General features: G+C 39.8%; 14 protein-coding genes. All 14 read left to right on the forward strand.

Going from position 1 to position 15669, the window contains the following annotated elements; translation table 11 throughout:
• Positions 1 to 1050 (forward strand): alpha/beta hydrolase, encoded by a 1050-nt coding sequence (locus UE46_RS00475; protein ID WP_036060599.1) that lies wholly within the window; start codon positions 1 to 3, stop codon positions 1048 to 1050.
• Positions 1051 to 1218: 168 nt separating this feature from the next.
• Positions 1219 to 1881 carry an HI_0552 family protein gene (locus UE46_RS00480; protein WP_118907329.1) on the forward strand — a complete coding sequence of 221 codons (663 nt, stop codon included), beginning with the start codon at positions 1219 to 1221 and terminating at the stop codon, positions 1879 to 1881.
• Between the two features lie 180 nt (positions 1882 to 2061).
• Complete coding sequence (gene licT / locus UE46_RS00485; RefSeq protein WP_036060602.1) at positions 2062 to 2907, forward strand: BglG family transcription antiterminator LicT; 846 nt, start codon at positions 2062 to 2064, stop codon at positions 2905 to 2907.
• A 282-nt stretch (positions 2908 to 3189) separates the two neighbouring features.
• On the forward strand, positions 3190 to 3909 hold the full coding sequence (locus UE46_RS00490) for a glucosamine-6-phosphate deaminase (protein WP_036060617.1): 720 nt from the start codon (positions 3190 to 3192) through the stop codon (positions 3907 to 3909).
• Positions 3910 to 4164: 255 nt separating this feature from the next.
• On the forward strand, positions 4165 to 5598 hold the full coding sequence (locus UE46_RS00495) for a 6-phospho-beta-glucosidase (RefSeq protein ID WP_036060604.1): 1434 nt from the start codon (positions 4165 to 4167) through the stop codon (positions 5596 to 5598).
• Positions 5599 to 5764: 166 nt separating this feature from the next.
• A complete protein-coding gene (locus UE46_RS00500; RefSeq protein ID WP_036060605.1) occupies positions 5765 to 6208 on the forward strand; it encodes a hypothetical protein in 444 nt (147 codons plus the stop codon).
• Between the two features lie 158 nt (positions 6209 to 6366).
• Positions 6367 to 7620 (forward strand): transposase, encoded by a 1254-nt coding sequence (locus tag UE46_RS00505; RefSeq protein ID WP_118907331.1) that lies wholly within the window; start codon positions 6367 to 6369, stop codon positions 7618 to 7620.
• Positions 7621 to 7710: 90 nt separating this feature from the next.
• Positions 7711 to 9390 carry an ATP-binding cassette domain-containing protein gene (locus UE46_RS00510; RefSeq protein ID WP_118907332.1) on the forward strand — a complete coding sequence of 560 codons (1680 nt, stop codon included), beginning with the start codon at positions 7711 to 7713 and terminating at the stop codon, positions 9388 to 9390.
• Entirely contained in the window at positions 9387 to 11165 is a 1779-nt protein-coding gene (locus UE46_RS00515) for an ATP-binding cassette domain-containing protein (protein ID WP_036058941.1), read from the forward strand. The genes UE46_RS00510 and UE46_RS00515 overlap by 4 nt, the downstream gene beginning before the upstream one ends.
• Positions 11166 to 11370: 205 nt before the next feature.
• Positions 11371 to 11547, forward strand: coding sequence for a hypothetical protein (locus tag UE46_RS16180; RefSeq protein WP_233230956.1), 177 nt, complete (start codon positions 11371 to 11373; stop codon positions 11545 to 11547).
• Positions 11548 to 11635: 88 nt separating this feature from the next.
• A complete protein-coding gene (locus UE46_RS00525; protein ID WP_036058946.1) occupies positions 11636 to 13096 on the forward strand; it encodes a glycoside hydrolase family 1 protein in 1461 nt (486 codons plus the stop codon).
• Between the two features lie 579 nt (positions 13097 to 13675).
• Positions 13676 to 14203 carry a TetR/AcrR family transcriptional regulator gene (locus UE46_RS00530; protein WP_051492775.1) on the forward strand — a complete coding sequence of 176 codons (528 nt, stop codon included), beginning with the start codon at positions 13676 to 13678 and terminating at the stop codon, positions 14201 to 14203.
• Between the two features lie 54 nt (positions 14204 to 14257).
• Positions 14258 to 14674: a MarR family winged helix-turn-helix transcriptional regulator gene (locus UE46_RS00535; RefSeq protein WP_077912433.1), complete on the forward strand. Its 417-nt coding sequence runs from the start codon at positions 14258 to 14260 to the stop codon at positions 14672 to 14674.
• A gap of 17 nt (positions 14675 to 14691) precedes the next feature.
• Complete coding sequence (locus UE46_RS00540; RefSeq protein ID WP_036058947.1) at positions 14692 to 15651, forward strand: ring-cleaving dioxygenase; 960 nt, start codon at positions 14692 to 14694, stop codon at positions 15649 to 15651.
• The last annotated feature ends 18 nt before the right edge of the window (positions 15652 to 15669 follow it).

Genomic DNA, 15669 nt, shown 5'->3' on the forward strand with positions numbered 1-15669 from the left:
ATGAATTATCAAGAAGCGAAGGAATTATTGAAAACGAAGGCTGGGAATGCGGAAAAATGGGTGAAATATGTACCTGGCTTGGAGGAATCGGGCTATCTTGCGGAGGCGACGAAACAGGAGTTAATGCCAAAGGATGCGCCTGCTGAGCAAGATCCGAATCAAGTGATGACGGTTGAAGCGTTGCGCGCGAGCATGGGTTGGCCGAGTAGGGATATATCGGTGAACGCGCTTATTATAGAAAATGATGTCGCGGATGGCAATATTCCTGTGCGAATTTATCGGAAAGAAGCGCTGGGTAAGCCCGTACCTGTCATTGTCTTTTTCCATGGTGGTGGATTTTTTGGTGGTTCGCTTGATAATGTGGAGCATCCGTGTCGGACACTTGCGGATAAAGGGGATGTCGTGGTGGTTTCGGTGGACTATTCGCTGGCACCTGAAAAACCGTATCCGGATGGATTGCTTGATTCATATCGCGCGGTGAAATGGGTATATCGGAATGCGGATAAATTGGGAATTTTGAAGGAAAAAATTGCGGTTGCAGGTGACTCGGCGGGTGGAAATTTGAGTATCACGGTGAGCTTGCTTGATCGGACATTTGGAACGAATTATATTGGTGCGCAGGTGCTGCTTTACCCGACGGTCGCGAGAGGAATTGATGGGAAGGGCGAGCTTTGGGACGCATCCCGTCTAGGTGCAAAGGCTGACGCGGAGCTCATAGCAGGATATGTTGCTGGATTTGGTAGCTTGGATTTTAAGGTGGATGAGATGTATTTGGAGAATCAAGAGAATACGAAAAATTCACTTGTGTCGCCAATTTATTCGGAGCGGTTAGGGGAACTTCCGCCAACGCTAGTTGCTGTCGGTGAGTTTGATCCGTTACGGCTGCAAAATGAGGTTTTGGTAGCGCAATTACGTGAAAATGGCGTGGCAACGGAGTATATTCAATATAACGGAATGATTCATGCGTTTATGGATCAGATTGGTGATGCGCCACAAGCGGAAGATGTGATGGAAGAGACGGTTCGGTTTGTTTTGGGGATTTTTAAATAGGACTGATTTGTCGGGTTTCCTCTGATAATTCTCCAAACTTCAGCGTGCTGATACGCAGGACTAGTGGGGCTTGTTTCCTTGTCGCAAGCCTTTTTAGTCTGTCATTTCCGTGGTGAAATAGTGTATACTTACTTAATAGTAGATGTTTGCAAAAAGGAGTGATACATAATGCAGTTTAGCGATGCGGATTTTGCGCTTTTTGATCGGGATTATTTTCAGTTTCGGCAGATGAAGGAGTTTACGCCAACGCTGGTGGAGAGTGTGAAGGCGGAATATAAGGCTAGATGGGATGTTTGGAAGGAGTTTGCGTTGTTGTGCCAGCGGGAAACGGTGGGTTTTGGGAAGCCGAAAGTGGAGAGTTGGACGAATGGTTGGCAGGTTCGGTCGCATTTTTGGGCATATTATAAGGGATTGTCACGGCAGGATTCGGCGAGTATGATTGCGATTTTGCTCAAAAAAGATAGTTTTCGGATTTATTTGGAGTGGCATGCGTACAGGAGCTCGGATTCGGTGACGAGTTATGAGGAGCATATTCGGTGGGTGGAATTTTTGCCGGAGTGGGTTCGGGGATTGGGGATTGATGTGGCGGATTATCAGGTATGGACTTCGTATGAGGATGAGCCGGATAATTTCGTGGGATTGCAGGATTATTTGGAAAATCTGGAGGTTCGGGAAGGGTTTCGGGAGCTCTTGGAAAACTCGAAAAAATGGCTACGAATTGGGCGGGTTATTCCAAAAGAGGAAGCTGTGCAATGTGTTGCTATGGAAGAGATTGTAAGGGAAACGATGATGGAACTTTCTTACTTGTATAGCAAAACGGAAGAGCTATAAAATAGGAGGAAGAATGTTGTTGACAGCGCTTTCGATAAGGTGATATACTTAGTTTTAGGAAAAGGATTGTTACTGATTCGATCAGGCATTACCAACATCGACGGGGAAGCACGTATTTGAGTACGTGTAGCTGCGTGAGATATTGGTATTTTTTTCGTCCATGAAAGCGAGGAGGCTTCTATGAAGATTATTAAAGCGATTAATAATAATGTTGCTCTGGCGGTGAATGAGCAGGGACATGAGCTCGTGATAATGGGCAAAGGTGTTGGATTCCAGAAGAAGTTGGATGATATTATTGATGATGCGGTGATTGAGAAGGTTTTTGTTTTGGAAACGGACGAATTGTCTGAGAAATTGATGGATTTACTTGGCGAGATTCCAGCAATACATCTGGAAATTGCGGATGAGATTGTGAATTATGCGAAGGAAACTTTTGATGCGAAAATCAGTGATAATGTGTATTTAACGCTCACGGATCATATCAGTTTTGCGATCGCGCGGCATGAAAAAGGGATGCTAATTCGTAATGTGATGTTGTGGGAAATCAAGAAGTTTTATAAGGATGAGTTTAAGATTGGTCTGAAGGCGCTGGAGATTATTAAGGAGCGGCTTGGGGTTCAGCTTGGTGAGGACGAGGCTGGGTTTATTGCGCTACATATTGTGAATGCGCGGACGGACGGTCAGGCGATGAAGACGACGGTTGATATGACGCAGGTTGTGCAGGATGTACTGAACATTGTGACGTATCATTTTAATGTGGTGCTGGATGAGTCGTCGCTGAATTATACGCGTTTTGTGACGCATTTACAGTATTTTGCGCAGCGGCTTTTGCGGAATGAGATTGTCGATTCTGGCGATGATTTTCTTTTTGATCAGGTGCAGGTGAAATATCCGGAGAGTTTTGAATGTACGGGAAAAATTGATGCGTATCTGCAAAAGGCGCATCACGCAACGCTTACGAAGGATGAACGGGTGTATTTGACACTTCATATTCATCGGGTGACGGAGCGGAATCGGACAATTTGAATAGTACAGTGATTAATAATGGATTGTTGTTGTGGCTCTTATGAAGTGTTTTTTGCTGAATTAGAGCCTCAATATGAGTGGGAGCGAAGCGAGCATTCGTTCCTCAAAAAGTTCTTATAGGTTAAACAATGAATAAGAGTTGGAATAATCGGATATTGATATTTGAAAAGACGAAATATAATGGTGTGGAATGAATTTTTGCGCAGCTATATGCTTGACCTGTAATGCATTACACAGGTTACACTTGATTTAGGATATAAAATATAGATGGGAGTTGATTTTTTGAAGTTTATTATCACAGGTTCGTATGAAGAAATGAGTACGATTGCAGGACAACATTTACTCGGTTATATGTACCAAGATCGCCGTGTTAACATGTCGATCACGGCTGGGAATACGCCACTTCGGATGTATGAGCAGCTTGTTCCACAGGTGAAGGGGAAATCTTATTTTGATAATGTTCATTATTATAATTTCGATGAGATTCCATTGAAAGGAACTGATGAGCCAGGTGTGACAATTAGTAATTTGGCAGCGTCGTTTTTTACGCCAGCCGGGATTCCGACAGAGCAGATTCACGTGTTGGACGAAACGAATTATGAGACGCATGACGCGAGGTTGAAAGTGGATGGCGGACTTGATGTGATGTTGCTTGGTATCGGCGCGGATGGTCATTTTTGTGGGAATTTGCCGGATACGACGGATGTTCATGATGAGACGGTTGCGGTTCCGACGACGCCTGAAATGAAGGAGATTTTGCTTGGTGAGGTTGGCGGAGATGCGTCGAGGGTTCCAGATTTTTATGTGACAATGGGGCCAAAAGCCGTGATGCAGGCGAAAAATATTATTATGTTTGCAAATGGGAAGCACAAAGCGGAAATCGTGAAAAAAGCCTTTTTTGGTGAAGTAACGAACGCTGTGCCATCTTCCATTTTACAATTGCATCCATCGATTACAGTTATTTTGGATAAAGAAGCAGCGTCATTGCTGCCAAACTTATAGATAGTATAGTGGGGCGTCTTGTTTGGCGCCTTCGGATTCAGCTTCAAGAGCCAGGCCCTCGAAAACTTCACGCCCTCCACAAAAACCGAGGACGGGTTTTTCCTGCGGCCGCTCCAGTTTTTTTCGGGCCTAACGGGCTCTTTCAGCATTGTTGAGGCCCTTGGAAAGTGTATTGGGCTTTCTTAGAGCCTCAATATGCATGAGAACAAAGTGAACATGTAATCCATTTCAATTATAAAAGGAGAGAAAATTATTATGACAAAATCACCATTTCCAGAAGGATTTTTATGGGGCGGCGCGGTTGCTGCCAATCAATGTGAGGGCGCGTATTTAGAGGATGGCAAGGGATTATCTCCTGTCGATGTTTTACCGTCTGTTGAAGGAGGGCGTTGGGATGCGGTTATGAATCCGACGAAAGCGCTTGAAACGAAATATGATTATTATCCAAGTCACGAGTCAATTGATTTCTACCATCGTTATAAAGAGGATATTGCGTTGTTTGCGGAAATGGGATTCAAGTCGTTCCGTTTATCGATTAGCTGGCCGCGTATTTTCCCGAATGGCGATGATGCAACGCCGAATGAAGCTGGTTTAGAGTTTTATGATCGTGTTTTTGCAGAGTGTGCGAAATACGGGATTGAGCCTGTCGTGACGATTAACCATTTTGATACGCCGGTGGAACTTTTCAAAAAATACGGTGGTTGGAAGAATCGCAAATGTATCGATTTTTATATGAATTTCTGTGAGGTTATTTTTAATCGTTATAAAGGACAAGTGAAATATTGGATGACTTTTAACGAGATTAACATGATTTTGCATCTACCATTTTTCGGTGGAGGTATGGATGTGAACGGGGAAGCGAACCCGGAAGAGGCGAAGTATCAAGCGGCGCATCACCAGCTGGTGGCTTCTGCGATGGCGACGAAATTGGCGCATGAGATTGATCCGGAAAACCAAGTTGGTTGTATGTTGGCGGCTGGCGCGACGTATGCGTTCTCGTGTGACCCGAAAGATGTGTGGAAAGCGATGCAAGCGGATCGTGAAGGCTATTTCTTCATTGATGTGCAAGCGCGTGGTTACTACCCAAGTTACAGCAAGCGTTTCTTCAAGGAAAACAATATTAACTTAGTGATAGAAGATGGCGATTTAGACGTTCTGAAAAATCATACGGTAGACTATGTGGCGTTTAGTTATTATTCTTCTCGCCTAACAAGTGCAGATCCGGAAGTGATGAAGGAGACGGAAGGTAACGTTTTTGCGACATTGCGTAATCCGAATTTGGAAGCGAGCGAATGGGGCTGGCAAATCGATCCACTTGGTCTGCGTATTACAATGAACGCAATTTATGACCGTTATCAAAAACCACTTTTCGTTGTGGAAAATGGTCTGGGCGCAGTGGACACCGTTGAGGCTGATGGCTCGATTAATGATGATTACCGGATTGATTACATGCGTGAACATGTGCGCGAAATGGGCGAGGCAATCGAGGACGGCGTGGATTTGATTGGCTATACGCCTTGGGGTTGTATCGACCTTGTCAGCGCTGGTTCTGGCGAGATGAAGAAGCGTTACGGTTTCATCTATGTTGACCGCGATAATGAAGGTAAAGGTACGCTGAATCGTTCTAAGAAGAAGTCATTTGATTGGTATAAGAAAGTGATTGAGAGTAATGGTAGTGATTTAGTATAATAATGTTTGAAGAGGAGCGCTCTGTCTTAGATGGAGTGCTTTTTTGTGTGAAATATAGTTGATACATGTAGAAAAGAAGTATTATCCAAAATTATGTTGCATTAACCAATTTACCATGTTATCATTTTCACAGATGGATGGAGAGCGAGAATAAGGGGGAGTTAATTTGAAAAAAACAAAAGTAACATGGATAGTAATACTTGCAGTTGCTAGCTTGAGTGTTGCAGTAGCATCTTTGGCAGTTTCGACTGTACAAGCTAGGTATACTGTTCGGGGAGTAGACGCTAGCTACCAGTGGAGTAATACGTATCAAGTGAACCAGAGTGCCTCAGCCATTGAAACTAAAAAACATTGGACCAGTGGTAAAGTATACTATGGGGTGAATCAAAAATCTGGAACGGTAAAAACAAAGTACAGTATATATTATAAGAAAAATAACGGTAAATATATACTCGAATATGATAATGGATATACTTCGAAAAACAATACTTACTATGGAGAGTTTTTCGCACACTCTACAAATGGAAAAGACAAATATTCATACAAATTAATGAAAAATACTAATAAAAATGTGAAATCTCAAATGCTCATAGATTTATTCGTACTTTAAGAGCATCAGCAGAGCTTTTCATTCATCTAATTGAACTAATTTCATAACTCCTAAGCCTTGCGGCTCAAGAGATTTAAAGCAATAAAAAAGAGGAACCTCCCCATTTTTGATATAATGTTAGGTGCGAGCCAAACAAAATCAAAAAGGAGTGATCCCTCATGGCTATTATACACCAACCAACGTTATTTGACATGGAAACTTTATTAACACTAGAACCAATGAAACGATACAGTGAAATTTTCTCCCCATTACCGCTCGTAAAGATCGTACGGTTATTTGATAAACCTACTCGCATGGGAAGACCTTTGAGCCTCAACTATGAAGCGACGTTCAAAGCGCTTGTGATTCGTTATGTAGAAGGCATTCCAACAATCAAAGCGTTTGTAAAGCGTTTAAATGAAGATCTTTTGTTTAAGATGAATCTTGGATTTCTATACTCGGAGCGTGTACCATCAGAAGCTTCTTTTTCTCGTTTCACACATGTGTTATCGCAACATGTAGATGTCCTTCAAACAGTAAATCATGTGTTACTGGAACAAATCGATGCCATAAATGGCTTATTTTCAGAGCAATTAGCGATAGATGCGACGCATTTCTCCGCACATGATAAAGCGCATAAAACAGATAACCCAAAGCTACCATCGGTAGCAGAACAATTAACAATGTCATCAGAAAATTTGATGCGAACAATCCCAACTAACCCAACATGGAGCATCAAAAAGAACAGCAAGGGGAAAAATATGTTTTGGTTTGGCTACAAGTTGCATTTAGCTGTTTCAACGACTATCCAATATATCGTGGGCAGTTTACTTTCTGCAGCCTTTGTCTCGGATTCATCTGTTGCAATCCCTCTTTTAAGGCAGGTAACAGCTATTGGCAGTAAACCAAGTTATATGATGATGGACAAAGGTTACGATGTGACGGCAATCTACCACGCGGGCCATCAGTTAAAGATAGAACCAATCATTGATTTTAATCGGCGTCGAGAAATCACGAGTGGAGAAGTGAATGAACACTTTCATCCTACATGTTTTTTAGAATATCCCTACAAATATGATAGTGTAGACAAACGTTATCAAGCGCTGAAGTTTACTAGTCCGCAGGACAAATGCCAAACCTGTCCACTGAGAGATGAAGGTATGTGCCAAAAGGTGATCAAAATAAAGCAAACAACTAATCTTCGGAAATATGCGGTACCTGCGCGTGGAACTCAAGCTTGGGAAAAGCTTTACAGCCTCCGAAGCGCTGTGGAACGAGTAAATGGCTATTTAAAAAATAATTATCAGCTATCCAATGTCCGTTTTAATGGTGGCAAAGCCACGGCCACGCATGTAAGCTTGATCCAGTTAACCTATAATGCCGTCAAATTTGCTGTGGAACGCCTGACAACAAAACAACTCCTGAACGTTTAAAAATGAAAAATCATAAAATTGGATTCGTCTAATTTCGAATAAAAAGCGACTTATGAAATTGGTTCAATTGAAAAAAGAGGGATAATAAAATTGCATATAATTCGAAATGGTATATACATATTAAGTGGTAAAAATGGAGCAGGGAAAACTACGTTAGCAAAGGATATATTAGCAGGTAACAGAAGTATATGCTGCATGATGAAACAAGATGATAATCAAATCTTAGAACAAGAAACAGTTTTAACTAACATTACAATGAATGTGTTATCAGAAGAAATGGTTATCAGTTTTTTGAAAAATCATAAGTTGGACTACCTGTTAACTAAAAAAAGTAAATATTTAAGTGGTGGCGAAAAAAGATTAGTGAATTTATTGAGAGTGATTTTATCAGAGCAAGAAGTTCTCATTCTTGATGAACCATCCAACGATTTAGATATAGTTGTTTTTGAAAAAGTAAAGCAAATTATTTATCAAGTATCACAAAGGAAAAAGATACTTTTAATAACACACGATGACCGATTTACAGAATACCAAAAAAGGCTAACTATTGAAAATGGAGAGATTTACGACGAAACAGGGCAGCTTGTTACTGGGAAAATTCACTTCGATAAAAAGAATGAGATAAAGCGAGAAATCAAATTAAAACCAAGAAAAACTTACTTTCTGCACGTGTTTTATCTGTTATGTACGATTTTATTTGCTGTTTGCTTGATAATCCTGTTAGTGATAAATAATGAGGATGAAAAGCCAACGAGCAAGAAGGGAACGTATCAGCTAGCGGCATTGTATAGTAGTAATTCGTCTTTATACATTGATAAGGAGTCTATTAATACGTTACTTGTGCAGTCGGCAACTAAATTCAATAAGAGTAAATTTTTTAATGACGAAAAGCGTATCAATGAAGATGAGTATATAGAACAGTCGATAAAATTGAAGAAGGATACGTATAAAAACTTATTTTATTTGGAGTTATATAACCCAAGTTCTAAGGAATTTATAGATACTAAGGCGATAATGGTCGATGATTTACGGCGTTATTTGAAACTTAGTGAGGATACGGAAGTAATTGTAGATGATGGAACTTATTTTAAAAACAATAAAAATCCATCACTATATGTAGCGGATAATTCCATATTGACAGAGGACTTTCTAGCTAAAGCAGAACAATTGGGATATCGGATTAAGTATAATAAAGCGCTAGTAAAGAATCAAATAGAGATGGAATTTAGCCCGATATTATATTCGAAAGTTCTATCTGAAGTTAAGCAGAATGATGTTTTACTAACAGAGGCTCAGGTGGAGTTAAAGAAAGATGATTCATTCTATGATTTTTTAGCAGCAAATAAGTTGTATGCAAAAAAAATACTGATTAAAGGCTATGAACCGGAAATATTAAACGCAGAAGTCAATAAATACAGTAGCTCCCTTGAATTAATCAAAAAAGTACTGCTCTTTATAGGCTTGCTATTAGTCGTGTTATTCATTTTGTTGTATATGTATGAGGCTAATTATAAAAATAGCTATAGTACCCTAGCTTTTTATGGATACGATGAAAAAGAATTAGTGAACTTCAGGAAAAAAGCATATATGATTGCTGAATTTAAACTGTTTTCTATCATTGTTGTAGCAATCGTAATATTAGGTATGTGGGTTTTAACACATTCTTTCCTTATCGCTAGCATTATCGTTGTGCCAACAATTTTTAATATAATTGCCTCTATTATAATTCCTAAAACTGTAAAATATAGCATCAGAAAGGTGAATTTATGAATAATACAAAAGCATTTAGCATTTTTTTAATAAAAAAACCAGGAATCTATATGATTACTGGGAGTAACGGTGGAGGTAAAACTACATTCATTGAAAGGGAATTAAAAAATAAGCAATCCCGACAAAAAGATATTGCTTATTTTGCTCAAAAAAATTGGAAATACAAAACAACGGTACGACAATTTTTAGCGTTTCCTGAGATAAATCCGCATTTAGTAAAGCAATACTGTGAGCTTTTTTCTATTGATGCACACTATTTGGACAAAGATATTCGAGCTTTAAGTGGCGGTGAGTTTGTTAAGGTAGAATTAGTCCGTACTTTATCACTAGACACTGCCATGATTATATTAGATGAGCCAACGAATAACCTAGATAATGGTTCGACAGAGATTTTGTCTAATGTGCTAAGTGAGTTATCCAAGACGAAGATCATTTTTTTAGTTAGTCATGACAAACGATTAGAACATTTTTCTGAGAAAACAATTTTGATTGAAAATGGACAGATAGAAGTCTCGTCGGCGATTGAATTAGAAGAAACTCGGTTGGAGATGCTAACAAAGAAATTTGTATTGAACCGGAAATTTTTTTCGTACTTACTTAAATCAAAATTCAACATACTGATGCTGTCGTTTATTCTTGTGCTGACGAGTCTGTTGACAATTATCGTTTCCAACACTATTTTGTATACCGTTCCGATGGACGCAGAGCTGGAAAGTGATTATTATTTTGAAATGTTGGATATTGGAGAAAATTATTCTAGATACTTTGATACGGTAATGACAAGTAGTGAAGCAGAAGAGAAGTTTCAAAATCTAAATTATCTTTCAATAGATGAGTTAAGGGAGTTAAACAACAAAGAATATATCAATCAAATTTATGTGGTAGATCAAGCTTATATAAACGAACTGACTTTGGATAACTCGAAACTCGATTTACTAGCACTTCCAGAAATAATAACGAGTTCCCCTAATTACGAAACCTCATTTCCCGTCTCCAAAAAGATGTTAATTAAAGGACGTTTCCCTGAGGATAATGAAAAGGAAATCGCTTTATCATTTGCGCAATTAGAGAAGTTCTTCGACTACGATTCTAATGAAGAATCCGTTATAGGCGAACAGGTAGAAATAAACGGTGTTCTGCATGAGATTGTTGGGATTGTTAGTTCGCCTGTAGCCGCAATTTCTTATTCAAATCAAATGCAGCGCTATGGAGTAGCCGAAGTAGCAGATAAAAATGTAGCGCAATTAACTAAAATGTTGGCTACTCTGAAAGAACAAGGATATGAAGATCCATATTTCGCAAAAATATTTATAGAAACAAATACGAAAAAATCACTAGAACTGCTAGATTATTTAGAAGTACATGGTCCAAGTTATCAATATGCATCTAATTATGTTGATCAGGCCATTCAATTATCATTCTACAAAGAAAAATTAACATCGATAATTCCAATATCAGTGATTTTATCAGTCATAATATCAGCCTTAATTTTAGCTTTTGGGCAAAGATCTTTTAATTTGGTTAGTGGATTCTTAAATGATATGGCTAATTTGAACTTTAAGCCAAGAAAGAACAAGAGGTTACTTTACTTCATTATGATGATAGATTATATGATAAGTGTGCCTATATGTTTGGCGTGGAATCAGCTTATTATCGGTAGCACAGCTGGATTTATTATGATGCTTCCGACGATGGGGATATCCTTAGTCATGTTTATCGTGACGTTATTTTTGATGAACTATAGGGATAAAAAGAATGATTCTAGAAATTTATAAAAGTTGGGTAATCGTTCTTGTATTGCACGAATGCGTTCATATATTTTTTGTTGTCCTTTTTAGAGGGAAAATAGATAGAGTTGTGATCGGCAATTTTTTTCATATTAATGTAAAGAAGCTTGCTATCTCACCGATTATAATCAATTGTTCGGTCTCATTCGAAGAGGATAAGAATTGGAATTTATTCAAAAAAAGCCTTATTCTAATGATGCCAGCAGCGGTCAATATTATAATGGGCATGTTTGTAGGCTATGATTTTATATTTATAAAAGTATTTAGTACTTTTATCGGTATAAGCTCGATACTTCCAATTCCTTACTTGGAGACGGATGGATATCTCATGTTTAAGGAAGTGCAACAAGTATTTCATGAGAAAAAATAAAAATTATCTCCACATTTCGCTTGCTCTGTAATGCATTACATGAAGTATACTCAAAATGTAAACAAGATTGAGAGGAGCGAATAAACAAATGACAGAAATCAAAAAGCAATTTCCAGATGGATTTTTATGGGGTGGCGCAACGGCTGCGAACCAAGTTGAAGGTGGCTTTGACCTAGATGGTAAAGGTCTTTCAACGGCTGATATGGTGAAGTTTGTTCCGAAAGAGGAGCGCGGTAATGGGCACGCGCTGGACGTGAGTTCGGCTGAGATCGAGGAAATTTTGGCGGGGAAATCGAAAGCTCGTTTTCCGAAGCGTGATGGTGTTGATTTTTACCATCGCTATAAAGAGGATATTGCGTTGTTTGCGGAAATGGGATTCAAGACGTTTCGTTTGTCGTTTAACTGGGCGCGGATTTTCCCGAATGGTGATGATTTAACGCCGAACGAGGCTGGTTTGAAATTTTACGATAATGTGATTGATGAGTTGGTGAAGTATGGTATTGAGCCGCTCGTGACGTTGTCGCATTATGAGACGCCGCTTGGTTTGACGCAGAAATATAATGGTTGGGCGAGTCGCGAGGTTATCGATCATTATGTGCGTTATGCGGAGACGGTGATGACGCGTTACAAGGATAAAGTGAAGTATTGGCTGACTTTCAATGAGATTAATATTATCGCGATTAGCCCGTACACTGGTGGTGGCGTGGTTGTTGATCGTGTAGAAAACCCGCTAGAAGTTTCTTATCAAGCAGCGCATCATCAATTTGTTGCGAGTTCGAAGGTTGTAAAATTGGGTCATGAGATTAATCCAGACTTCGAAATTGGCTGTATGTTAGCGCGTATGGAAACGTACCCGGCGACGAATAATCCAGCTGATATCTTGCTTGCTCAGCACCAAAATCAGATGAATCTATTTTTCACTGATGTTCAAGTGGGTGGTTATTATCCTGGTTTTATTAAACGCTATTTTGCGGAAAATAATATTAATATCAAAATGGAAGACGGCGATTTGGAGCTTTTGAAAGATTATCCGGTTGATTATTTGTCATTCAGTTACTACATGACATTATCTGTTTCGGCGGATCCAAATCAAGATGTGACAGGCGGAAACTTCATGGGCGGCGTTAAAAATGAATACTTGGAAAGCTCTGACTGGGGTTGGCAAATTGATCCGATCGGTTTGCGTGTGACGTTGAACGGCTTATACGATCGTTATAGAGTACCGCTTTTCATTGTGGAAAATGGTTTGGGTGCGTATGATACGGTTGAGTCTGACGGCGCGATTCACGATCCTTATCGCATTGATTATTTGCGTAAACATATTGAGCAGATGAAAGAAGCGATTGCAGATGGCGTTGATCTAATTGGTTACACGAGTTGGGGCCCAATTGATTTGATTAGTGCGTCGACAAGTGAGATGTCCAAACGTTACGGCTTCATTTATGTGGATCAAGATGACGAAGGAAACGGGACACTTGCAAGATCACGAAAAGATTCATTTTTCTGGTATAAGAAAGTTATCGAGACGAATGGTGAAGATTTGAAATAGTAGAAGAACAAGAAAGGATCGACCAGTTTGACGGGTTGATCCTTTTTGAGTTGATAAGAGAGGGGGAATGGGGTAGAGTAAAGAAGAAAAGTGGAAACACTAGAAAAGCTGAACGCGCTCGTTCAGCTCCGAAAAAAACTGGAGCGGCCGCAGTAAAAATCTGCTTTTGATTTTTATGGAGGGCGTGAAGTTTTCGAGGAGTTAGCGCGTGAAGCTAGATCCGAAGGCGCGGAGCCCGACAACCACAAAATTCAAGAGATTCCACAAGACGTGACCTCCAAACTTCACCCAAAAACCCTGAACACTCACTTAACATGCTCCCTCGCATCGTTGTTCTCTACATCAATGAAATACATACTGGTTTTTATTCTGTTTTAAGTAGTCTTAATATATGTGAAACCAACTCGTACTGTGCATCAAGCTGTGAATCGGAATATTTATTTTTACAACAATCCTAAGTTGGCCTCTCAAGACCCACTAATGGATTACATGCTCACTTCGTTCTCATGCATATTGAGGCTCTAATTCAGCAAAGGGCGCTTCATAAGACCCACAACAACAAAGGCAGGTATCAAAAAAATGAAAAAACAAGAACTAATAAACGCGACAATTCAAATAATTCAAGAAGAGGGCGTCCACCAGCTAACCTTGGCTAAAATCGCGGAAAAGGTCGGAATCACTAAACCGGCTATCTTCTATCATTTCAAAAATAAACAAGATCTAATGATGGGCTTGACTCATTTCACAATTGAAAAATATAAACAAATTGTCGCGGAAGAATATGATAAACTTCCTGAAAATGATGCTCTACGTTATGTTCACGCTTTTTTACAAGGAAATCTTCGTCAACTAGATGATCCAGAACTCATTAAGGTTCATGCTGGTGCTATGGAAGTCCTTGTCTCCAACAAAGAAGCAACGGCTGTTTGGCGGGATGTCTACGAGCAGGAATTGGAAAAAATGACACCCGAGATTGGGCAGGTACGCGCGGATTTAATTAGTATCACGCTCGACGGTATGTGGTATGGGGCGATGTGTGGTGTTTGGGATACGGAACGTGCGAAGGCTGTCATTACGTATTTGGAAAAAATCATGGAACAAGAGTAATTAGTTGCTTTTTATATAGTTTAGAACTAAACTATATGTGAGGAGGGGATTCCCTTGGTGAAAAAAGAGCAACGATTAGGTGTATTACTTTGGTTTAGGCTCAGTAGATTTTACAATCGCAATATTAAATTAACCAATCAAAATCTCAAAAAGGCAAATCTCTCGATGGCGCAATTTGATGTTATTGCTCAAATCGGCTTGGAAGGTGAAAGCACGCAGAAGTCGCTAGCTGATAGGCTTGTTGTGACAAAAGGTAATATAACGCAACTGTTAGTGAAGCTAGAGTCGCAAGGTTTGATATGTAGACGTAAGCAAGGAAAGGAAAAATATATCGCGTTAACGGAGCAGGGAAAAGCCTGTTATTTAGAAAATGTTCCGACGCAAGAGGCTTTTCAGCAAGAGCAATTTGATAAGTTGACGCGTGATGAGCAGAAACAGTTACTTGCTTTATTAAAAAAATTAGATGATTAGTGAGGAGTAGTGGCACAATGGAATTAAGAGGAATACATCATATCTCGATTATTACGAAGAATGCACGAGCTAATTTTGATTTTTATACGAAGGTTTTAGGTTTACGTTTGGTGAAAAAGACGGTGAATCAAGATGACCCGTACACGTATCATTTATATTATGCGGATGAGATTGGGAATCCTGGTACGACAGTTACATTTTTTGAAATTCCGCAGGCTAATCGGGGAAGTAAGGGTTATAATTCGATCGCCAGAATGGGCTTGCGTGTCCCGAATGATGAGGCGCTAGCTTACTGGGAAGAGCGTTTAACAATGTTTCACGTGAAACATGAGGGCGTTTATGAGCAATTTGATCGTAAGGTTTTAGACTTTGAAGATGTGGATGGATTGTCTATTCAGCTTATTTCGGATCGCAAAAATAAAGGTGTTGCTGGCGGGAATCCGTGGAAAGAAAGCCCGGTTCCAGTAGAATTCGCGATTGTGGGGCTTGGTCCTGTTTTGTTTTCGACGTTGAAAAAAGAGAAGACAGATCGTGTTTTGACAAAGGTTCTAGGTTTCGATCGGATTGGCGCGTATGAAGATGACGAGCGTTTAGTTACGGTTTTTCAAGTTGGGGAAGGTGGATCTGGCGCGGAGGTTCAGTTAGAGGCTAATTTTAAGGATCCGCATGCTGTTGAGGGGATCGGTAGCGTGCATCATGTGGCGTTTCGGGTAGCAAATGATACGGAGTTGCGGGAATGGATTGAGTATATTCAAGATCTTGGTTATCCGAATTCTGGTTTTGTTGACCGCCATTATTTCCATTCGTTTTATTTTAGGGAGGAAAATGGTATTCTGATCGAGCTTGCAACGGATGGGCCTGGCTTTAATACGGATTTTGCAAAAGAGCATGGCACGTATGTTGAGCTTCCGCCTGCACTGGAAGAGCGGCGTGCGGATATTGAGGCGCATTTAACAGAGCTTGATAGCGACAAATAATAGTAATGTACAGCAGTT

The organism is Listeria weihenstephanensis (genome assembly GCF_003534205.1).
Taxonomy (GTDB): Bacteria; Bacillota; Bacilli; order Lactobacillales; family Listeriaceae; genus Listeria_A; species Listeria_A weihenstephanensis.